The 21313-nt window shown below is 67.3% G+C and carries 18 protein-coding genes and 2 tRNA genes; 9 read left to right on the forward strand and 11 right to left on the reverse strand.

Annotated features, from left to right (window positions below):
• Positions 1–259 precede the first annotated feature (259 nt).
• The 4 genes from FB478_RS13005 to FB478_RS13020 all read right to left on the reverse strand — a co-directional run bounded on the left by FB478_RS13005 (position 260) and on the right by FB478_RS13020 (position 3867).
• Positions 260–333, reverse strand: a tRNA-Met gene (locus FB478_RS13005).
• Between the two features lie 60 nt (positions 334–393).
• A tRNA-Thr gene (locus tag FB478_RS13010) sits at positions 394–465 on the reverse strand.
• Between the two features lie 295 nt (positions 466–760).
• A complete protein-coding gene (locus FB478_RS13015) occupies positions 761–2818 on the reverse strand; it encodes a DEAD/DEAH box helicase (protein WP_018769068.1) in 2058 nt (685 codons plus the stop codon).
• A gap of 395 nt (positions 2819–3213) precedes the next feature.
• On the reverse strand, positions 3214–3867 hold the full coding sequence (locus FB478_RS13020; protein WP_056393075.1) for an MOSC domain-containing protein: 654 nt from the start codon (positions 3865–3867) through the stop codon (positions 3214–3216).
• Between the two features lie 181 nt (positions 3868–4048).
• Here FB478_RS13020 and FB478_RS13025 point away from each other — a divergent pair, with 181 nt between their 5' ends.
• Genes FB478_RS13025 through FB478_RS13040 form a run of 4 tightly spaced genes read left to right on the forward strand, consistent with a single transcriptional unit; the run spans position 4049 to position 8599 of the window.
• On the forward strand, positions 4049–4690 hold the full coding sequence (locus tag FB478_RS13025; RefSeq protein ID WP_144600795.1) for a Tat pathway signal protein: 642 nt from the start codon (positions 4049–4051) through the stop codon (positions 4688–4690).
• A 3-nt stretch (positions 4691–4693) separates the two neighbouring features.
• Positions 4694–5905 carry a glutathionylspermidine synthase family protein gene (locus FB478_RS13030; protein ID WP_026265733.1) on the forward strand — a complete coding sequence of 404 codons (1212 nt, stop codon included), beginning with the start codon at positions 4694–4696 and terminating at the stop codon, positions 5903–5905.
• 13 nt (positions 5906–5918) lie between these two features.
• Positions 5919–7412 carry an APC family permease gene (locus FB478_RS13035; protein ID WP_134163668.1) on the forward strand — a complete coding sequence of 498 codons (1494 nt, stop codon included), beginning with the start codon at positions 5919–5921 and terminating at the stop codon, positions 7410–7412.
• On the forward strand, positions 7409–8599 hold the full coding sequence (locus FB478_RS13040; protein WP_144600797.1) for an acyl-CoA dehydrogenase family protein: 1191 nt from the start codon (positions 7409–7411) through the stop codon (positions 8597–8599). Before FB478_RS13035 ends, FB478_RS13040 begins: the two co-directional genes overlap by 4 nt.
• Positions 8600–8702: 103 nt before the next feature.
• Here the strand turns inward: FB478_RS13040 and FB478_RS13045 are convergent, their stop codons facing one another.
• Genes FB478_RS13045 through FB478_RS13065 form a run of 5 tightly spaced genes read right to left on the reverse strand, consistent with a single transcriptional unit; the run spans position 8703 to position 13987 of the window.
• A complete protein-coding gene (locus tag FB478_RS13045) occupies positions 8703–9473 on the reverse strand; it encodes an SDR family oxidoreductase (RefSeq protein WP_144600799.1) in 771 nt (256 codons plus the stop codon).
• 25 nt (positions 9474–9498) lie between these two features.
• The gene (locus tag FB478_RS13050; protein ID WP_144600801.1) at positions 9499–10860 is read right to left on the reverse strand and encodes an MFS transporter; all 1362 of its coding nucleotides are present in this window, start codon (positions 10858–10860) and stop codon (positions 9499–9501) included.
• Positions 10857–11363, reverse strand: a complete 507-nt coding sequence (locus FB478_RS13055; protein WP_186447798.1) for a helix-turn-helix domain-containing protein — start codon at positions 11361–11363, stop codon at positions 10857–10859. Before FB478_RS13055 ends, FB478_RS13050 begins: the two co-directional genes overlap by 4 nt.
• Positions 11364–11412: 49 nt before the next feature.
• Entirely contained in the window at positions 11413–12576 is a 1164-nt protein-coding gene (locus FB478_RS13060; protein ID WP_056393063.1) for a cystathionine gamma-synthase, read from the reverse strand.
• Between the two features lie 25 nt (positions 12577–12601).
• Positions 12602–13987 (reverse strand): cystathionine beta-synthase, encoded by a 1386-nt coding sequence (locus tag FB478_RS13065; protein WP_018769058.1) that lies wholly within the window; start codon positions 13985–13987, stop codon positions 12602–12604.
• Between the two features lie 59 nt (positions 13988–14046).
• On the opposite strand from FB478_RS13065, the gene FB478_RS13070 reads away from it, so the two are divergent.
• Positions 14047–15234: an SLC13 family permease gene (locus FB478_RS13070; protein WP_144600803.1), complete on the forward strand. Its 1188-nt coding sequence runs from the start codon at positions 14047–14049 to the stop codon at positions 15232–15234.
• Between the two features lie 71 nt (positions 15235–15305).
• Here FB478_RS13070 and FB478_RS13075 read toward each other — a convergent pair whose 3' ends face one another.
• Positions 15306–15710 (reverse strand): VOC family protein, encoded by a 405-nt coding sequence (locus tag FB478_RS13075; RefSeq protein ID WP_018769056.1) that lies wholly within the window; start codon positions 15708–15710, stop codon positions 15306–15308.
• A 184-nt stretch (positions 15711–15894) separates the two neighbouring features.
• Here FB478_RS13075 and FB478_RS13080 point away from each other — a divergent pair, with 184 nt between their 5' ends.
• The 4 genes from FB478_RS13080 to FB478_RS13095 all read left to right on the forward strand — a co-directional run bounded on the left by FB478_RS13080 (position 15895) and on the right by FB478_RS13095 (position 19598).
• Positions 15895–16881, forward strand: a complete 987-nt coding sequence (locus FB478_RS13080; RefSeq protein WP_056393187.1) for a DNA-3-methyladenine glycosylase — start codon at positions 15895–15897, stop codon at positions 16879–16881.
• Between the two features lie 105 nt (positions 16882–16986).
• Entirely contained in the window at positions 16987–17580 is a 594-nt protein-coding gene (locus FB478_RS13085; RefSeq protein ID WP_018769054.1) for a hypothetical protein, read from the forward strand.
• A gap of 66 nt (positions 17581–17646) precedes the next feature.
• Positions 17647–19143 (forward strand): C2 family cysteine protease, encoded by a 1497-nt coding sequence (locus tag FB478_RS13090; protein WP_261377401.1) that lies wholly within the window; start codon positions 17647–17649, stop codon positions 19141–19143.
• A 137-nt stretch (positions 19144–19280) separates the two neighbouring features.
• Positions 19281–19598, forward strand: coding sequence for a hypothetical protein (locus tag FB478_RS13095; RefSeq protein ID WP_018769052.1), 318 nt, complete (start codon positions 19281–19283; stop codon positions 19596–19598).
• Here FB478_RS13095 and FB478_RS13100 read toward each other — a convergent pair whose 3' ends face one another.
• A complete protein-coding gene (locus FB478_RS13100; protein WP_144600805.1) occupies positions 19599–21275 on the reverse strand; it encodes an AMP-binding protein in 1677 nt (558 codons plus the stop codon). It abuts the gene before it with no gap.
• Positions 21276–21313 lie beyond the last annotated feature (38 nt).

The raw sequence follows: 21313 nt of genomic DNA on the forward strand, positions 1-21313 counted from the left end.
TCGTCCAGCAGCTGGGGAGTCAAAGCCAGCGGCTGGGTACTTTATCTACAGGCCAAGCAGCCTGTTGTGCCCTGACGGGCCCTAATATGGCGTGACATATGCCACTTTTCTGCTCAGTCCAACCTAATAGTAAGCATGCTGAGCAGTCAACACCGGCCGCTTAGATAAGTGCCTTGAAGTCGAGACGCCGCTAGAGATGGATGGACTTGCAGCAAACAGAAAAGCCCCCGGGATCCATGGATCCCGGGGGCTTAGCCTGTAGCGGTGGGGAGGCTCGATCTCCCGACCTCACGATTATGAGTCGTGCGCTCTAACCAACTGAGCTACACCGCCACGAATGAGAAAAACCTGCGTCAAGCCGGTCAAACCGCCTTGACGCAGGCCCTCATTCAGAGCCCCCCACCGGAATCGATCCGGTGACCTCGTTCTTACCAAGAACGCGCTCTACCACTGAGCTAGGGGGGCAACGAGTAAATACTCTACCGGAAGATTTACGCACCAACAAATCGGCGCCCGGAGCCCCTTCCGGACGGTCGGGCAAGTGCTTTTCCGGGCTGCGGAAGCGTGTTTTTCCGCGGAATTCCGGGGCTGGAGGGGTGATGGGAAGCAGGGCGGACGACGGCGGCAGGCACCTTCCCAGGGCCCCTCGCCACCGTGCGGGAGCGCGAATGTGGCGAGTCCCACACCCGTGCGGTTAAACGCCGATGGGCCGGCTCGAAAGCCGGCCCATCGCCGTCGTCAATTCCTCAACGCCGGGGGTTTACCACTTGCCCTTGCGGTTGAAGTCGCGGTGCCCGCCCTCGCTGCCGCTGCGGGGCTTGCGGGAGCCGTCGCCGTGGCCGCCGAAGCGGGAGTCGCCCGACTGGCCGCGGTCGCTGAAGGAGCGCTCGCTATACGAACGGCCGCCGCGGTCAGCGGAGGACCGCTCGCCATCGTTCTTGCGGAATTCCTTCTTGAACCCGCCGTTGCCCTTGAAGTTGCCTCCCCGGTCACCGCCGCGGCTGCCCTGGTAGGCGCCGCGGTCACCGGACGGCTTGCGGCCGTTGTCCAGTTCGAGGTGGATCAGCTCGCCGCCGATCCGGGTGCGGGACAGGGCCTTCAGCTGGTCGGGGCTCAGGTCCGCGGGCAGCTCCACCAGGGAGTGGTCCGAGCGGATGTCGATGCCGCCGATCTGCGCGGAGGAGATGCCGCCTTCGTTGGCAATGGCGCCCACGATGGAGCCGGGCATGACGCGCTGGCGGCGTCCCACCGCGATCCGGTAGGTGGCATTGCCCTCGGTCAGCGCACGGGTCGGCCCACGTGAGCCGAAGCCGTCCTTGGAGCGCTCGCGCTTCTGGAATTCAGGAGCGGCAGGCAGTTCCTTGACCAGCAGCGGCTGCCCGCCCTGCGCCATCACGGCAAGGGCGGCAGCGATCTCTGCTGCGGGAACGTTGTGCTCCTCCTCGTAGGACGCGATGAGGTCCCGGAACGCCGCGACGTCCTCGGAGGCGAGGGTCTCGGTGATGCGCTCGGCGAACTTGCCCAGGCGCAACGTGTTCACGGTCTCGGCTGTGGGCAGGTGCATCTGCTCCACCGGCTGGCGGGTGGCCTTTTCGATGGAACGCAGCAGGTACTTCTCCCGCGGCGTCATGAACAGGATGGCGTCACCGGAACGGCCTGCACGGCCGGTGCGGCCGATGCGGTGCACGTAGGACTCGGTGTCGTGCGGGATGTCGTAGTTGATGACGTGGCTGATGCGTTCCACGTCAAGGCCACGGGCGGCGACGTCGGTGGCCACCAGGATGTCGATGCGGCCTTCCTTCAGCGCGTCAACAGTGCGCTCGCGCTGCTGCTGCGGGATGTCACCGTTGATGGCGGCGGCCTGGAAACCGCGGGACTTCAGCTTGTCAGCAAGGTCCTCGGTGGCCATCTTGGTGCGCACGAAGGCGATGACGCCGTCGAAGTCTTCCACCTCGAGGATGCGGGTCATGGCGTCGAGCTTGTGCGGGCCCATGACCTGCAGGTACCGCTGGCGGGTGTTGGCGCCGGTGGTGGTCTTGGACTTGACGGAGATCTCGGCGGGATCGTTCAGGTACTGCTTGGACATGCGGCGGATCTGGCTCGGCATGGTGGCGGAGAACAGTGCCACCTGGCGGTCCGAAGGCGTCTGCTGGAAGATCTGCTCAACGTCCTCGGCGAAGCCCATGCGCAGCATCTCGTCGGCCTCGTCCAGCACCAGGTACTGGAGTTCGGACAGGTCCAGGGAACCCTTGGAGATGTGGTCGATCACGCGGCCGGGGGTACCAACAACCACTTGGGCGCCGCGGCGCAGGCCGGCCAGCTGGGGCCCGTAGGCGGAGCCGCCGTAGACGGGCAGGACGGTGAAGTCGTCGATGTGCTTGGCGTAGGAGGTGAAGGCCTCGGCCACCTGGAGGGCCAGCTCGCGGGTGGGTGCCAGGACCAGGGCCTGGGTCTTGCGGGACGGGCCGTTGAGGTCGTGGAGCTCGGCCAGGCGGGACAGTGCCGGTACTGCGAATGCTGCAGTCTTACCGGTGCCGGTCTGGGCGAGGCCCACGACGTCGCGGCCTTCAAGCAGCAGCGGGATGGTTGCTGCCTGGATGGGGGAAGGCTTTTCGTAGCCAACGTCCTGCAGGGCGGCCAGGACGCGGCCGTCGATGCCAAGGTCGGCGAACTTCACGGTGTTTTCTTCTGCCTCAGCGGCAGGGGCGTCCGCAGCGGCAGGAGCCTCGGCGGCGGGAGCGGTTGCGGGAGCCTCGGCGGCGGGAGCCACGGGGGCATCCTCAACAACGGCGGTGGTTTCGTTCTGGTTTTCGGGCATAGGGGGATATTCCTCATCCATAGGGGGCCAGGCGGCACTACCCGAGGTGAGCGGAGCCGCAGTACGCGTGCCGATGATGCCGGGCAAACGTTGACCGGCCGGTCACAGAAGTCCGGCGCTTTCGCAATCCCGTGGCAGGACTTCGCGCTGCATCTCTTGGCTGCTATCCCAGCAGTCTGTACAGCGTTTTCTTTAGCCGGCTCTCCCTATGAAAATGCCCGCATCGCTTGTGCGGGCCCCAACACTTGCCAGTCCTGCCTCAAAAATTGGGCAGGAATAAGGGATTTCCGGAGTGGGGGATATTTCAAGTGTAAGGTACGGACGCCATTGACCGCCAATTCAATGCCCGACGGCGGCGGTGAGCTTGCGCACACAGCCCGCCCCGGGCAGGGATGCTACTGCCCGAGCCGCCGCAGCAGCAGCCCAAACTTTGTGTGGTATTCGTCCTGGAGCCGGATCTCGCCGTCGGCCTCTGCACTGCGGAGCGCCTCGATGACCTCCGCGTCCGGCTCACTGAACCACTGGCCGATCGTGATGCCGTGGCGCGGCACGAAGGTCCGCTGGATGGGGTCGCCGGCGCGGATGCTGCCGGTGCGGATGACGCGCAGGTAGGTCCCCACCCGCCCCTCCTCGGTGAACCGCTTCACCCACTGCGGTTCCTTCATCCGGCGCTGGAACGTGGCGCAGGGGACGCGCGGGGAGGTGACCTCAAGTTCGACGTCGGCCCCCACCTTCCAGCGCTCCCCGATGACGGCGTGGGTGGCTTCGATGCCGGCCACCCGCAGGTTCTCACCAAACATGCCCGGCGGCAGTTCGCGTCCCAGGGTGCGCGCCCAGAAGTCGGCGTCGGCCTGGGAATAGGCGTAGACGGCCTGGTCCTCTCCGCCGTGGTGCACCCGGTTGGCCTGGATGTCTCCGCGCAGGCCCAGCTTGTGGACCTTCACCGGACCGTCCGCCGGGCGCTTGTCGATGGCCGTCACGCCAACGTTTCCCTGGTCCGCGATGAGCTGGTGGACGCGGCAGACAGCAAGGACAGAACCAGATTCCATGGCATCCAGTCTAGGGTTCCCCCGCGCCCTGGCTCCTGCGGCTCGGGGATGGGCAGTTCTCCCCTGCCGTCGAGCGCGGTTTTACTCGCAGCCGGCCTGCCCAGGGATTACGCTGATCCGAGGATTGCAATTGGGGGTGCAGCGCTGTGCCCAATTCACGTGGACAACTGAAGGGGACGCTGTGGATTCAAACACCATGGACCCGAACGAGGATCCCAGCAAGGAGCCGGACAACGCTTCCGAGGCGCAGCACGGCGCGTCCGGCCGGCCGCAACCGGGAACCGGCAGCAGCACCGCCAAGCCTCCGCCCTGGCAGGTCCCCAAGCCGGACCTGCGCCCCGAACTCCTCAATGAACCGGTCACCCCTGTCGACCCGTTCGCGCGGGAGCGGGAAAAGCAGCTCAATGACGCGGCCGCACGGAAGAAGCGTTCCCAGCGGCGTACCGTGATGGTGGGCCTGGGCGTGACAGCCCTCCTGGCCGGGACCATCACTGCCGTGGTGGCCAGCAATGAGGATGATCCCGAGTACGCGCAGGTGTGCTTCAACGACGAAACCGGCGAGCGCGTGGCGGACACCAATTGCGATAGCTCTGCGGGCCGCGGGGGCGGCATCTACGCCTGGTACTTCTACTCCCGCGGGGCAAGTGTTCCGCCCATTGGCCAGAACCGGTCCACCGCGCCCAACTACACGCGGACCGTCCCCAGCGGCGCAAAGGCCTCCACGGGGTACAGCAGCCAGGGCGGCACGGTCAGCCGCGGCGGTTTCGGCTCCAGCGCCAAGAGCGGCTCAAGCGGTGGCGGCGGCAAGGTCTCGGGGGGCTGACGGATGAAGAGGATGTTGTCCGAACCCCGGCCGGGCTGGAAGCAGAAGATCGAAGAGCAGGGCCTGGTGTTCTCCACCACCACCATGGACGACGGGCGCCGGATCGAGTACTGGAACGAATCCGCGTACTACGAGTTCACCATGGACGAGGTGGAGACCCTTGAAGTGGCGGCCGAGGAGATGCACCGGATGTGCCTGGAAGCCGCGAAGTTCCTGGCCACCGGGGCCATGGGCAGCATCGGCATCGGTCCCCAGGCACTGGAACTGGCGGCCGCATCGCTGCAGGCCGGCGACGTGGATGTTTACGGCCGGTTCGACTTCATCTACGACGGCCGGGGCGGGCCGGCCAAGATGCTCGAATACAACGCCGACACCCCCACCGGACTCATCGAGGCCGCCGTCGCCCAATGGTTCTGGCTCCAGGACGTGTTTCCGGAGAAGGACCAGTGGAACGGCATCCACGAGGCCCTCATCCGGCAGTGGAAGAAATTCCAGTACCGCACCGGCATGAGCACCCTCCACGTGGCCCACTCCGAGGTGGAGGAATCCGGCGAGGACTGGATGACCGCCGCGTACATGCGCGACGTCGCCGGCCAGGCGGGGTGGACCACCATCGGGATCAACATGTCCGATATCGGCTGGGACCCCAACCTGAACCGCTTCGTGGACCTGGACAACTTCCTGATCAACACCATCTTCAAGCTCTATCCCTGGGAGCTGATGATGAAGGAGGAGTTCGGGCCCCGCCTGCTGGAGCGGGCGCACAACCCGCGCTGGGTGGAACCCGCCTGGAAGATGCTGCTCTCCAACAAGGCCCTGCTGGCCGCCCTGTGGCATCTGTACCCCGGCCATCCCAACCTGCTGCCCGCGTACCTCACGGATCCGGGGCCGCTGAAGGAGTGGGTGGGCAAGCCCCTCCACGGCCGTGAAGGCGACAACATCCGGATCCACGCGGACGGGATCAGCCTGGAGCAGCCCGGCGGCTACGGGCGGGAGGGCTGGTGCTACCAGCAGTACCACCCCTTGCCGGACTTCGACGGCAACCATCCGGTGCTGGGCCTCTGGGTGGTGGACGGCGAGTCCGTGGGCTGCGGCATCCGGGAATCGGACGGGCCGGTCACGGACTACTTCTGCCGCTTCGTCCCCAACACCATTGACGCGCCGGCGCCGCTTTCGGCGGTGGCCGACTCCACCAAGGCAGGAATCGTTCTATGAAACCGGTGACAGCATGAGCACGGACATGACGACGACGGGCGGCCCAGGGCGCGGGACCGGCACCACCGTGCCGGCCAAGGGACTGCGGGCCGGCATCCTGGACCTGGGCGACTCCGTGATGCTGGGGCTGGCCTCCACCGCGCCGGTGTACTCCCTCGCCGCCACCCTGGGCCTGATCGTTGCAGTCAACGGCAACTACACTCCCCTGATCCTGCTGCTGGGCTTCATCCCGGTCCTGTTCATCGCCTACGCGTTCCGCGAACTGAACAGCGCCATCCCGGACTGCGGCACCACCTTCACCTGGTCCCGCCAGGCCTTCGGCCCCTGGGCCGGCTGGCTGGGCGGCTGGGGCGTGGCCCTGGCCGGAATCGTGGTCCTGGCCAACCTCGCCCAGGTAGCGGGGAAGTATCTTTGGCTGCTGGTGGGCGACGGATCGCTGGCGGAGAACACCTTGCTGGTCACCGGCACGGGGCTGCTGTTCATCATCCTCATGACCTTGGTGAACTACCGCGGGATCCGGCTCGGCGAGCACGTCCAGCGCGTGCTGACCTACGTGCAGTACATTGCGCTGGGCATTTTCGCACTGGCCATCGTGGTGCGGATCGTGGGCGGGGCACCGGAAGGGCAGGCCTTTGACCTGGAATGGTTCAACCCGGCCGGCGCCTTTGCCGACCCCGGCGCCGTAGTACACGGCGCCCTCCTTGCCCTGTTCATCTATTGGGGCTGGGACACCTGCCTGGCGGTGAACGAGGAGACCGAGAACCCGTCCACCACACCCGGCCGCGGCGCCGTGATCTCGGCGTTCGTCCTGGTGGCAATCTACGTTTCCGTGGCACTGCTGGTGATGATGTACGCCACCGTGGGCTCGGAAGGGATCGGCCTGGGCAACGAGGCCAACCAGGACGATGTGTTCCTGGCCATGAAGGACGTGGTGCTGGGCCCGTGGGGCTGGCTGATCGTCGTCGCGGTTCTTGCCTCGGTGCTGTCCTCCACCCAGACCACCATCCTGCCCACGGCCCGCGGGACCCTCTCCATGGGGGTCCACGGCGCGCTGCCGGCAAAGTTCGCAGAGGTGCATCCGCGCAATCAGACCCCGGGATTTTCCACCCAGGTGATGGGAGGCGCCGCCGCGGCCTACTACGTGGCCATGAGCTTCCTGAGCGAGAACCTGCTGGCGGACTCCATCAGTGCCATCAGCCTTTTCATCGCGTTCTACTACGCCCTGACCGGCTTCGCCTGTTTCTGGTACTTCCGCGGAACCCTGCGGGCATCGGCGCGCAACCTCTGGTTCCGCGGCATCCTCCCCCTCGCCGGCGCGCTGCTCCTGACCGCCGCCTTCTTCATTTCGGCGGTCCAGATGTGGGACCCGGCGTACGGCGACACCCAAATCTTCGGTGTCGGCGGCGCCTTTGTGAGCGGGGTGCTGCTGCTGGCGCTGGGCGTGGTCCTCGCGGCCGCGTGCCGTTTCATGCCGTCCACCCGCGGATACTTCCAGGTGAAGAAATGACTGGTGAAGCCGTGACCGCGGGCCCGTCGGACGTCCTGGACCTCGACTCCCTGCTGTCCGCGGAGGAACTGGAGCTCCGGCAAAAGGTCCGCGACTTCACCCGGCAGCGGATCAAACCGGACATCGCCCGCTGGTACGAGGACGCCGTCTTTCCCCTCGACCTCGCGACGGAACTGGGTGAGCTGGGCGTCCTGGGGGTGCACCTGGACGGCTATGGCTGCCCGGGCCGGTCCGCCGTCGAATACGGCCTGGCGGCCATGGAACTGGAGGCCGGCGATTCCGGCATCCGCACCTTCGTGTCCGTCCAGGGCTCGCTGGCCATGACGGCCATCCATACGTGGGGATCCGAGGAGCAGAAGCAGGAGTGGCTGCCCCGGATGGCGGCCGGGGAGGTCATCGGGTGCTTCGCCCTGACCGAGCCAACGGCGGGTTCAGATCCCGCCTCCATGGCCACTTTCGCGGAGCGGGACGGCAGCGGGGATGACGCCGGCTGGGTGCTCAACGGTGCCAAGCGCTGGATCGGGCTCGCCTCAGTGGCCGGGGTCATGGTGGTCTGGGCCATGACGGACGACGGCGTCCACGGCTTCCTTGTTCCGGCGGGCACCCCCGGCGTGACTGCCACGCCTATCCGGCAGAAGCTGTCCATGCGCGCCTCCATCCAGTGCGATGTGGTGTTCGACGACGTCCGGCTGGGTCCCGAGGCCCTGCTCCCGGGAGCGCGGGGGCTGCGTGGGCCGTTCACCTGCCTGAACGAGGCCCGGTACGGCATCGCCTGGGGTGCCATGGGCGCCGCCCGGGATTCCTACGAAGCCGCCCTGGCGTACTCGCAGGAGCGGCTGCAGTTCGGCAGGCCGCTGGCCGGCTACCAGCTCACGCAGGAGAAGCTGGTGAACATGCTGGTGGAAATCCAGAAGGGCACCCTGCTGGCGCTGCACCTGGGCCGGCTGAAGGACGCCGGAAGCATCCGGCCGGAGCAGATTTCGCTGGCCAAGCTGAACAACGTCCGCGAGGCGATTGGCGTGGCCCGGGAGGCGCGGTCCATCCTGGGCGGCAACGGCATCACCACGGACTATTCACCGCTTCGGCACGCCGCGAACCTGGAGTCGGTCCGCACGTATGAGGGCACCGACGAGGTGCACACCCTGATCCTTGGCCGGCACATCACCGGCCTGGACGCCTTTCACTGACCCCTCCCCCAACCAGCTAGCAGTAGATGCCGTTTTGGGGGCCCAAAACGGCATCTACTGCGAGTCAGTTGGGAGGGCGCGGCGCGAAGGGGGTGCAGGGCACTCAGGCCGAGAAGCCGCCGTCGGCCTTGATCAGCTGCCCGGATACCCAGCGGCCGGCCGGGGACAGGAGGAACGCGACGGTGCCGGCGACATCGGCCGGGGTGCCGAGCCTCCCGGTGGGCTGGCGCGCGGTGAGCTCCCGGCGGACCTCCGGGGACATCCAGCCGGTGTCCACCGGCCCCGGGTTGAGCACGTTGGCCGAGATCCCCTGCGGACCCAGCTCGCGGGCGGCGGCGATGACGATCCGGTCCAGGGCACCCTTCGAGGCACCGTACGGAAGGTTGAACGCCGTATGGTCACTGGTCAGCGCAACGATCGCGCCGCCGTCGTCCGGTGCCTGCCGCGCAAAGGCGGCGATCAGCTGCCAACTGGCGCGTGTGTTGACGGCGAAGTGGCGGTCAAAGGATTCGATACTGGTGTCCAGCACGCCCGAATCCACCGATTCAGCGTGGCTGAGCACCAGGCCCTGCAGCGGGCCCGCCAGCTGCCCGGCCTCGGCCACCAGCCTGTCCGGGACGCCGGGATCCTGGAGGTCTGCCGACAGGACCTGGGCCTTGGCTCCAATCGCTTCCAGCTCGGCCGTGAGGCGAACCACGTCCTCGGGTTCGCTCCCCCACGGCATGCGGGCGTCGTAGTCGGCCCAGTAGGACAGGGCCAGGTCCCAGCCGTCCGCCGCGAGCTGCCGGGCAATGCCGGCCCCAATGCCGGCAAGCCGTCCCACGCCGGTGACCAGGGCAACGGGACGGACAGGGGCGGGTGCGACGGGTTCCATCCGACCAGCCTAGCCGCGCCCCAGATCAAGCCGCTGCCGGCTCCGCTTCCCGCGAACTGTGGTGCCGGCGGATGGTGGCACTGATGACCGCAGCGATGGTGCACATGGCTGCGGCTCCCAGCCAGGCGTAGGTGTAGTGGCCGGTGGCATCCCGCAAGGCCCCGGCCGCGATGGCCGCCGCGGCGGCGCCCAGCTGGTGGGCGGCGAAGACCCATCCGAACACCACACTGCCGTCAGCACCGAACGTTTCACGGCAGATGGCGGCCGTGGGCGGAACGGTGGCCACCCAGTCCAATCCGTAGATCACCACGAACACGATCATGCTGGGCTGCACGTCTGCATTCAGCAGCAGCGGCAGCACCAGCAGCCCGATGCCGCGGAACTGGTAGTAGACGGCGAGCAGGACGCGGGGGTTGAAGCGGTCCGTCAGCCAGCCCGAGGCGATGGTCCCGATAATGTCGAAGATTCCGACGACGGCCAGCAGGCCCGCGGCCGTGGTTTCGGGCATGCCGTGGTCATGGGCGGAGGGGATGAAGTGGGTGCCGATCAGGCCGTTGGTGGTGGCGCCGCAGATGGCGAAACCGGCCGCGAGCGCCCAGAACGTGCGCACCCTGCTGGCGCGCTTGAGGACCTGGAGCGCCCGGACGGCGGCGTTGCTGCGCGGGGCGCCTTCCGGAGCCGCTGCCGGGGAACCAGCCTGTTCTTCAATGGCTGGCCCTTCCGCGCCGTAGGGGAGCACCCCGACGTCGGCCGGCGAGTTCTTGAGGAACTTCAGCACCAGCGGGACCACGGCAAGCGCCCCGGCAGCGATCAGCAGGGAGGCCTGGCGCCACCCGGGATCCTGCGCGAGGAGGGCGATGAAGGGCAGGAAGACCAGCTGGCCGGCGGCGCTGCCGGCCGTCAGGATGCCGATGACCAGGCCCCGGTTTTTCGTAAACCACGTGTTGGCGATGGTGGCGGCGAAGACCAGTGCCATGGAGCCGGTGCCGAGCCCGATCAGCAGCCCCCAGGTGAGGAGGATCTGCCATGACTGGTTGACCAGCACGGTCAGCGCGCTGCCCATGCCGATCAGGACCAGGGCTGTTGATGTGACGGCCCGGATGCCGAACCGCTCCATCAGGGCGGCGGCAAACGGAGCCGTGAGGCCGAACAGCACCAGGTTGATGCTGACGGCCGCCGAGAGCACGGTGGTGGACCAGCCGAACTCCTGCTGGAGCGGCACCATGAGGACGCCCGGGGCGGCCCGGAATCCGGCTGCCCCAACCAAGGCAAGGAATGCCACGGCGGCGACGATCCAGGCCGGGTGCAGGCGGCGTCGAGGTCCGGGCGCCTGAAGAATGGTGGTCTGCGAGGGAGTTCCGGCCGTTTCCTCGGGCAGGGTGCTCACGATGCCGCTCCCTTCCCGGATGCGGTGGACAGCCGGATGGGTTGATCGGACCTGGACTGGCTGTGCCAGCTGGTGTTGGCCGCCGTCAGCCGCGCGCCGCATTCGGTGCAGGTGTCCGCCGAGGTGGTGGGTTTCCCGCAGCCGGTGTGGATCACGTAAAGGTGGGCCTGGTCCGACGGCGCGGGCAGGTGTTTTTCCGCCCAGATGGTGACTGCGTTCAGCACCGGCAGGGCGTCCTCACCCTTGGGGGTGAGGACGTACTCCTGGCGTGTGCGGCCGCCGTCGTCGTAGGCCTTCCTGGCCAGCAGCCCGGACTCAACCAGGCCTGCCAGGCGTTTGGTGAGCACCGAGTCCGCCACTTCCAGCCGGCTTTTCATGGCGTCGAAGCGGCCATTCCCAAAGAAGACCTCGCGCAGCACCAGGATGCTCCATGGGTCGCCCAGGATGTCCAGGCCGCGGGCCATGCTGCAGCTGCGTTGGGACCAGTCGGATCGAAGAGGCACAGGGAAAACCCTAGCTGGCTTTCCTCAAGAAAGCCAGACCCTTTCGTGGTTACGGGATGGCCGAGAACGCCTGGTCCAGGTCCGCGATCAGGTCCTCCACGTCCTCGATGCCGCAGGACAGCCGCAGCAGGTTTACCGGGACGGCCAGCTCGGTGCCCTTGACGGACGCGTGGGTCATCTCGGAGGGGTAGTTCATCAGCGACTCGATCCCGCCCAGGGATTCGGCGAGCGTGAACACGGACGTGGACTCCGCTACCTTCCGGGCCGCCGCCTCACCGCCCTTGAACTGCACCGAGACCATGCCGCCGAACTTCCGCATCTGCTTTTTGGCGAGCTCATGGCCGGGGTGGCTGGGCAGGCCCGGATACAGGACGGCCTCAACCTCCGGTCGTTCCAGCAGCCACTCCGCCACGGCCTGCCCGTTCTCGCTGTGCCGGTCCATGCGGACGCCCAGGGTCTTCAGTCCACGGGTGGTCAGGAAGGCGTCCATGGGCCCGGACACGGCGCCCACGGCGAACTGGACGAAGCCGATCTTTTCCGCCAGTTCGGCGTCCTTCACCACGACGGCGCCGCCCACCACGTCGGAGTGGCCGCCGATGTACTTGGTGGTGGAGTGGACCACCACGTCCGCACCCAGGGCGAGCGGGGTCTGCAGGTAGGGGGACGCGAAGGTGTTGTCGACCACCAGGAGGGCCCCGGCGTCGTGCGCTATGTCCGCGAGCGCTGCGATGTCGGTGATCTTCATCAGCGGATTGGAGGGGGTCTCCACCCACAGGAAGCGGGCCTTATGGGAGGCCACGGCGTCGCGGACCATGTCCAGGTTGGCCATGTCCACGGGGGTGTTGCCAATTCCCCAGTCGCCGAGCACCCGGCTGATCAGCCGGTACGTGCCACCGTAGGCGTCATTGCCCAGCACGATGTGGTCCCCGGGGCGGGTCAGCGCGCGGATCAGGGCGTCCTCCGCGGCCAGGCCGGAGCTGAAGCTGTAGGCGGAGGTGCCCAGTTCCAGCGACGCGAGCTGTTCCTGCAGCGCGTCCCGGGTGGGGTTTCCGCCGCGCCCGTATTCGTAGCCGCTGCGCAGTCCCCCGATCCCGTCCTGGGCATAGGTGGAACTGAAGTGCAGCGGCGGCACCACGGCTCCGGTGCGGGGCTCGAAGTCCTGGCCGGCGTGGACGGCGCGGGTGTTGAAACCTTGGTTTTCAGGCAGGGACATGATGCTCCTTTGCGGGTAACGCAGATCAGTTGCTGAGGTAGGCCAGCAGGTCGTGCCGGGTGAGGATGCCAACGGGCGCACCCACGAACGTGACCATCAGGGTGTCCGTGTCAGACAGCAGTTCCCTGGCGGCAGAAATGGTTTCCAGCGATCCGATGACGGGCAGCTTGGGTCCCATATGCTCGGAGATCTTGTCCGTCAGCTTGGCCTCGCCCCGGAACAGTTTGGCAGTCAGTGTGCGCTCGTCCACGGCGCCGAGGACCTCGCCCATGACCACGGGCGGTTCCTGGGACAGGACCGGGATGTGGCTGACGCCGAACTCGTTCATGATGTTGATGACGTCGCGGACAGACTCGTTGGGGTGGATGTGCACCAGGTCCGGCAGTTCGCCGTTCTTGGACTTGATGACCTCCCCCACGGAGGTTTCCTCGCCGCCGGAGAGGAAACCATAGGAGCGCATCCACTGGTCGTTGAAGATCTTGGCCAGGTAGCCGCGTCCTGAGTCTGGGAGGATGACCACGACGACGGCGCTTTCCGGCAGGTCCCGGGCCGCCTGCAGCGCGGCTACTACGGCCATCCCGGAGGAGCCGCCCACCAGCAGTCCCTCCTCCCGCGCCAGCCGGCGGGTCATGGCGAAGGAATCGGCGTCGCTGACGGCGATCACCTCGTCCGGGACCGACTTGTCATAGTTGGCCGGCCACATGTCCTCGCCAACGCCCTCCACGAAGTAGGGGCGCCCGGTCCCGCCGGAGTAGACCGAGCCCGCGGGGTCCGCGCCGATGATCTTGACCACGCCGCCGTCGGACTCCGGCCGGTCCGCCGAAACCTCCTTGAGGTACCGCCCGGTGCCGGTGATGGTGCCGCCCGTGCCCGCGCCGATAACGCAGTGCGTTACCTTGCCGTCGGTATCGCGCCAGATCTCCGGGCCGGTGGTCTTGTAGTGGCTGCCCGGGGCGGCGGGATTGGAGAACTGGTCCGGCTTGTAGGCGCCCGGCGTCTCCCGGGTGATGCGGTCCGAGACGCCGTAGTAGCTTTGCGGGCTGTCCGGCGGAACGGAGGTGGGCGTGACCACCACTTCCGCGCCGTACGCCTGCAGCACCGCACGCTTGTCCTCGCCCACCTTGTCCGGGACCACGAAGATGCACTTGTAGCCCTTCTGCTGCGCCACCAGGGCCAGGCCCACGCCGGTGTTGCCGGAGGTGGGCTCCACAATGGTGCCGCCGGGCTTCAGCTTGCCCTCGCGCTCGGCGTCCTCGATCATCTGCGCGGCGATGCGGTCCTTGATGGATCCGCCCGGATTCAGGTACTCAAGTTTGACCAGGATGGTGGCTTTGAGGCCGTCGGTCACGTGGTTGAGTTTGATGAGCGGGGTATTGCCGATGAGGTCCAGGATGGACTGGGCGTACTTCATAGGTACTAAGCTACCGCTTCCTGCGCGCCCGCCCCGGTGCGGGATGCGAGGATAGGCCGGTGAAGCAGTTCGCATGGCTGAAAGCCGCCCGGAGCTACCTGCTGCCCGGCGGAACGCTGGCAGCAGGTATAGCCACCCTGGCACTCGGTGCGCTCCCCCTGCCCGCGTTCGGGGAGCTTTCTTCCCGGACCATTCCCATCCTGGCCTTCGTGCTGGCCATGTCCCTGGTCACCGAACTGGTGGACGAGGCAGGACTGTTCCGGGTGGTGACGGACAGGCTGGCGGCCCTGGGCCGTGGCCGGGTCTTCCAGCTGTGGCTGCTGGTGGTGGGGGTGGCGACGGTGTCCACCGTGTTCCTGTCCCTGGATACGACGGCGGTCCTGGTGACGCCCGTGGTGGTCCTGCTGGCCGTCCATGCCCGGATCCCGCCGCTGCCGTTTGCGCTGACCAGCATCTGGCTGGCCAATACCGCTTCACTGCTGCTTCCCGTTTCCAACCTCACCAACCTCCTGGCCCAGGACCGGCTGGGCCTGAGCCCCTGGCGTTTTGCGGGGCTGGTGTGGGCGCCCGCCCTGGTGGGCCTGCTGGTCCCCCTGGTCCTGTTGTGGCTGGCTTTCCGGCGGGACCTGCGCGGAACATACGGGCCGCAGCCTGCGCATCCCATCCGCGACCGCACCCTGTTGAAGGCCGCTGCCGTCACGCTCCTGGTCCTGTTGCCTGCGCTGGTGTCCGGAGTGCCGGTGCAGTACCCGGCACTGGCAGCCGCGGCCTTCCTCCTGGTGGTCTTCCTGCGCCGCCGGCCGTCCGTCCTGCGGTGGTCAATGGTGCCATGGCGGCCGCTGATGCTGACGGTGGGCCTGTTCATGCTCATGGAAGCACTGCACGCGCACGGCCTGACCGCACTGCTGGCGGGTGTTGCCGGTTCCGGTGAGAGCCTGCCTGCGCTCCTGCAGCTGGCCGGGCTGGGCGCCGGTGCCGCCAACGCCGCCAACAACCTGCCCGCCTACCTGGCACTGGAACCGGTGGCGGGATCGCCGGCAAGGCTTGCGGCACTGCTCATCGGAGTGAACCTTGGGCCGCTGGTGACTCCGTGGGCGTCGCTGGCCACGCTGCTCTGGCATGAGCGGCTGCGGGTGCTGAACGTCCCCATCCGGTGGGGCGGGTTCGCCCTGGCGGGCCTGGTGGCCGTGGTGCTGACGGTGCCGCTGGCCGTCCTGGCGCTGTGGCTGGTTTCCGGCACGCCGTGAAACGGCCGGGCCGCCGTGAAACGGCAGCCCCGGACCGGCACCCGTGAAACGGCAGCGTACAGCGAAGGCTGTCAGCCGCGCTGGGCGTCCCCTTCGGCCGGGAGATTCTCCCAGAGGCCCATCACGTTGCCCTCGGAATCCCTGAAGTAGGCCGTGTAGCCCATGCCGGGAATTTCGTTCTTCGGTACCACCACTGATCCACCCAGTTCCTCCACCCTCTTGAGGGTGGCATTGATGTCCGGGACGTCCACCGTGACCACCGGGTTGGTGATCTCCCCCTCCCTGGCCATCATGCCCCCGTTGATGGCACCGGCGGCCACTGGCTGGCCGTTGTCATCCATGTCCGCGGTGATGACCATGCTGTAGTCCATCCCTGGCACTGGTTCGATCCGCCAGCCCAAGGCTTCCCGGTAGAACTTGCTGGCCCGGTCCTGGTCGTCCGCGGGGATTTCGAAATGCACCACTCCGCCCATCATGGCCCTCCTGCCGTGTCGGGTTGCGGCGCAGTCTGTTCCGCGCCACAGGGTGGATTCTAGGTTTTGCCCGGGCGGGAAATTAGGGCCGTTCTACCTTTGCTTCCGGCCGTTTTCCTCCCCCGGCTGGCTTATGGGCCGGCTGGTTGTCCCGCCGCTGTCAGTGGTCCGTGGGACGATTGAAGGCATGACGATCGCAGAGGCACCTCCCCGGGTGGCAGCCGCGGCGGACGTGTCCCTGCGGTGGTATCCGGAGGCTCCGTACAGCCTTTCCCGCACGCTTGCGCCTCTTCTGCGGGGCAGCAGTGATCCTTCCTTCTGCGTTCAAGGCGACGTTATCTGGAATGCGTTTACGACGCCGGCCGGTCCGGCAACAATGCGGCTCGCCCCGGCGGGCGGCGAGGCAGCAGGCGCCCCCTTGGTGGACATCCAGGCCTGGGGTCCCGGTGCCGCGGCCGCCGTCAGGGCAGCGCCCCGGCTCCTGGGGGACGACGACGACTGGCGGGGTTTCGACGAACCCTCCTTCCATGCCACACTGCCCCACATGGTCCGGGAGGCCCGGCGGCGCAGCCTGGCGGTGCGGCTGCCGTCCAGCGGCCGCATGGTGGACCAGCTGGTGCCGATCATCCTGGAACAGAAGGTGACGGTCATTGAGGCGCGGCGCGCCTACCGCTACCTGGTGCACCGGTACGGAACCCCGGCGCCCCGGGCCGGTACGTCCACCCCGGCCGGGCTGGTGGTGGCGCCAACGGCAGCGCAGTGGCTGCAGGTTCCCAGCTGGGAGTGGCACAGGGCCGGCGTGGGTCCCCAGCGCTCAGCCACCGTCATGCGCGCGCTGCGCTCCGCCGCCGCACTTGAACGGCTCGCCGCACTGCCGGCCGCGGAGGCTGCCGGGAAGATGCAGGTCATTCCGGGCATCGGGGTATGGACCGCCGCCGAGGTTGTGCAGCGCACCCACGGCTGCCCGGATTCGATCTCCGTGGGCGACTACCACCTCGCCGCCTACGTGGGGGCGGCGCTCACCGGACGCAGGACGGACGACGCCGGGATGCTCCGGCTGCTGGAACCCTGGCGGGGGCACCGGCAGCGCGTGGTCCGGATGATCCAGAGCACCGGTTACCGCAAGCCCACTTTTGGCCCGCGGATGACCATCCAGGACCACCGGGGGCACTGAGGCTTGCCACGGCAGGTCAACGGGTGCTTGATCCGGACCGCGATGGGTAAGGCTACGGGTGTGGCGTCCAGCCAGGCACGGCCGGACCACGATTGAGAGGAACCCATGAGCTCCGATCCTGGACGCACCAACTACGCCGGCGGGGAACCCCTGGACGTGGATCCAACCGGGCAAGACCCCGCGGTGGTGGACCCGGAGGCGCACGATCCTGACGGGGATGCCAAATTGAAGCTGCAACTGGCCATCTTCGACGTGACTCGCCGCGGGGCCACGGGCAAGAGCCTTGAGGAAATCCGGGAGATGCTGCTGACCGCGTTCACCGCGCGGGACGTTGCCCCACCACCGTTCACCTGGGTGGAGTCCGTGGCGTCGTCGGCGTTCTACGGTGAGCCCTACATCATCGACTACCCGACAGCCATCGCCGCCGACGATCTGGAGGCTGCCCCCGATGAGACGGTGCGGGAGCGGCTGGCCGCCCGACGGAAACTGCGCGAGACCCAACTGCCGCAGGGGATCCTTCCGGCTCCGTCCGAGTGGCACATTCCCGCCAACGAGGTCACCGGCGGCAGGACGCGACAGGCCCCCATGGCCGGAAGGAACGGGGCAGCGGTCCTGGCCTTGGTCGCACTGGCGGCGGGCGCCGTCGTGGCCGTTGTGGCGCTACGGCTATCCCGCCGCCCAACCGGCCGCAGTAGCTAGCGGGCAGTTCTCCCCATGCCTCCGGCGGCGCGCCTCGCGTAAGCTTGAGCCTGGATATTTGGGGGAATGATGGCAGGCATTTACGGGGCGGACGTCGCCCAACTTCGCGCCCTGGGAAAGGCCCTTACTGCCTCTTCCGCGCGCTTGATGTCCACTGCCACGGCGCTGTCGAGGAACGTGGGCGAGCCGGGCACCTGGAAAGGGGCCGACGCCGAGAGGTTCCGGAACGACTGGAATGGCACGCACAGCCTCCTGCTGGGCCGCGTCATTGAGGCCCTTGCGGACGCAGGGAAGGCAGCCGCACGGCACGCGGACGAGCAGGAACGCGCCAGCGGCGCCGGTGGCGCGTCAGGCCGGACCAGTACGGCCGGGGGCCCTCCCGGCAAGGCCGCCGGGGATCCGACGTCCGATTACCTGACCGGCGGGGAGCATTCTGTGGCGCGCCACCCCGACCGCGGCGAAGCGAACCTTGCCGCGCCCGAACTGGATAGGCTACAGGGCCTGGTCAGGGACACTGCGTCGGGCGACAACTTCTTTGTGGGCAACGATTCGGACGTCAACAAGCTCCGCGACGCCTTGACCGGGCTCAAACCTGCCCAGCTGAACCAGTTGCTGGAGTCGTTAACCGATGATGAGCTCCGAAGCCTGGGCAGCGGCGCGGCGACCGACGGCAAGGGACTGTTCAACTGGGAGGGAACCACGCCTTTCGAACGTCAGCAACTGCTGGACCAGCTCCTGTCCAAGGCGTCAGCAGAGCAGGTGGGGCGCCTGAAGGACCTCATCCCGTGGGCCCAGCCGGACGGGCAGGCCATGGGAGATGCAGCGAGGCCTGATGGCCCTGACGCCAGCAGCACGAACCGGTGGATGGAACCCAAGTGGCCGGTGGTCGGACAACGCCCGGGCACTGACGACATCAGGCAGGGGCAGTACGGGGACTGCGTGCTTTTGGCCGCCGCCGGGGCCATGATCAATGCCGATTCGGGTTGGGCCCGCGAGCACGTAACGGACAACGGCAACGGCACGGTTTCCGTCCTGCTGTTCGACAAGAACGGAGAGGAGCAGTGGGTCACCGTCACCTCGGACCTGCCGGCAAACAGCAAGGGCGCACAGATGGGAGCCAAAGCAGGGTTTGGCGGCAACTGGCCTGCCTATGTTGAGAAAGCGCTGGCACAGGTTTACACCGAGGACGACAGAAACGACGGGACAGCGGAAGGGGCGCCCCCGGACCAGGCGTATCCGCCAGGCAACTACCGCGCCCTTGAAGGCAACTGGGGTCCCGACGCATTCCAGTTTTTGGCAGGACCGGACGTGGAACGCACCGACGACGCCGGGAAGCTGTGGGAGGCGGCCGGCCGGGGACGTCCGGCCTTGGTCACAACACTGGGTGAAACGCCGGAGGAGGCGCCCAACGGATACCGTGCCGGCCACGCCTATTTCGTTACCGGAGTTGACGAGCGGGGGAACATCATCCTTCAAAACCCATGGGGCCGCTCCGAGCCGCGCATGTACATCTCGCAGGACGAATTCAGCAAGCTCTTCAGCGATGCCACGGTGGCGCGCTGATGCCGCGTCCAGCCCTGCGGCTTCGTGGCCGCATTCTCGCTTGCACGGTTTTGCCTCTGGCACTCTCTCTGAGCGGCTGCTCCCCCTCCGCAGAGCCGTCCCAACAGCACTCACCCCAAGCATCAAAGGAGCCAGCCATGACGTCAACGGCAAGCTGCACCAACACTGGAATTTACCGGATCATCCCGTCTGCAAATGGCTCTTTTCCGCTTCTGCCGGATTCCCCGCGGGGCTCGGATGCCACACCGCTCGTGCGACTGTCCAGCACACACCTGAAGAATGACCCGCCGACGGTGGACCTGTCGGTAGCCTTGTTCGAGGTCAGCAGCCCGGCATCGAAAGACTTTCCGGGGTTGGCACTCGGGCAGGAAGCCACATTTGACGGCTACACCATCCGGATCACCTCGATCTGCGAGGGCGAAGTCCGATTCGACCTGGTGCAGCAGCCCCGCTAGTCAGAGCCGCAGCCGGGCCACCGCTTCCTCGCGCATCTGGACCTTGCGGACCTTCCCTGAGACCGTCATGGGGAAACTCTCGCGCACCTCCACGTAGCGCGGGATCTTGTAGTGGGCCAGCCTCCCCCGGCAGTACTCGGCCACCGCTGCGGCGTCCAGCCGTTCCGCGCCCGGCTTGAGGATTATGCAGGCCATCAGCTCCTCCCCATATGTGGGATCAGGAACCCCAATCACCTGGACGTCCTGGATGGCAGGGTGCGTGTACAGGAACTCCTCGATTTCCCGGGGGTAGATGTTCTCCCCGCCCCGGATCACCATGTCCTTGATCCGGCCCTCCACCACCACGTACCCGTCGTCGTCCATCCGGGCGAGGTCGCCGGTGTGCATCCACCCGTCGGCGTCGATGGCTTCGGCCGTCTTGTCAGGCTGGTTCCAGTACCCGGCCATCACCGCGTAGCCGCGGGTGCAGAGCTCACCGATCTGCCCGCGCTCCAGTTCCTCCCCCGTGGCAGGGTCAACGATCCGGCTCTCCAGTTGCGGCATGGTCCTGCCCACGGTCTCGGTGCGCTGCTGGAGGGTGTCCCCCTTGCGGGTCATCGTGGACACGGGCGAGGTCTCGGTCATGCCGTAGCAGATGGCCACATCCACCATGTTCATTTCCGAGATCACCCGGTTCATCACCTCGATGGGGCACAGCGAACCGGCCATCACCCCCGTGCGGAGCGTGGACAGGTCATAGGAGGCGAAGTCCGGCAGCGCGAGCTCGGCGATGAACATGGTGGGAACCCCGTAGAGGGATGTTCCGGCGAAGTCCTGCACTGCCTCAAGCGCGGCCGGCGGCGAGAAGCCGCGGCCAGGGATGATGGTGGCGGCGCCGTGGCTGAGCGCATTGAGGTTGCCGATCACCATCCCGAAGCAGTGGTAGAAGGGCACCGGGATGACCACCCGGTCATGGTCCGTGTAGCCCAGCAGCTCACCGATGGCGTAGCCGTTGTTCAGGATGTTGTGGTGCGTGAGCGTGGCGCCTTTGGGAAAGCCCGTGGTGCCGGACGTGTACTGCAGGTTGATGGGATCGTGCGGGTGGAGTTCGGCCATGCGGGCCTTCAGGGCAGCGTGACTCACGTCGTCCGCCCGCTTGAGCAGTTCGGCGTACGTCAGTTCGGCATCGCTTTGGGGGCTCCCGGCCGTCAGCCCCTCCAGGCCGTGGTCCGGCAGGAAGACCAGCTCCCGCAGGTCCGGGCAAGTCAGCAGGGCCTGCCGCGCCATGGCCACGTAGTCGCTGTTGTTGTCCGACGGCGCCGTGAACAGCATGCGCATGCCGTTCTGCTTGACCACGAATTCCAGTTCATGGCTGCGGTAGGCCGGGTTGACGTTGACCAGGATGGCGCCGGCCTTGGCGGTGGCGTACTGCAGCAGCGTCCATTCGGCGCAGTTGGGGCTCCAGATGCCCACCCGCTCCCCCTTGGCGATGCCCAGGGCGAGGAGCGCACGCGCCAGCCGGTCGACGTCGTCGTTCATCTTTGTGTAGCTCCAGCGGCGGGCATCGGCGCCCGGCACCGGTGCGGCCTCAATCAAGGCGTCATGGAGGGGGAACTGGGCGGCCACGCGCTCGAAGTTCGCGCCGATGGTTTCCTCCAGGAGCGGGACGTCAGTGTCCCCGGCTGTATAAGCACGCATGATGGCACGCTACCAACAGGATCCCTGCAGGAGAAGGA

The sequence above is a fragment of the Arthrobacter sp. AG367 genome (assembly GCF_007828995.1).
Taxonomy (GTDB): domain Bacteria; phylum Actinomycetota; class Actinomycetes; order Actinomycetales; family Micrococcaceae; genus Arthrobacter.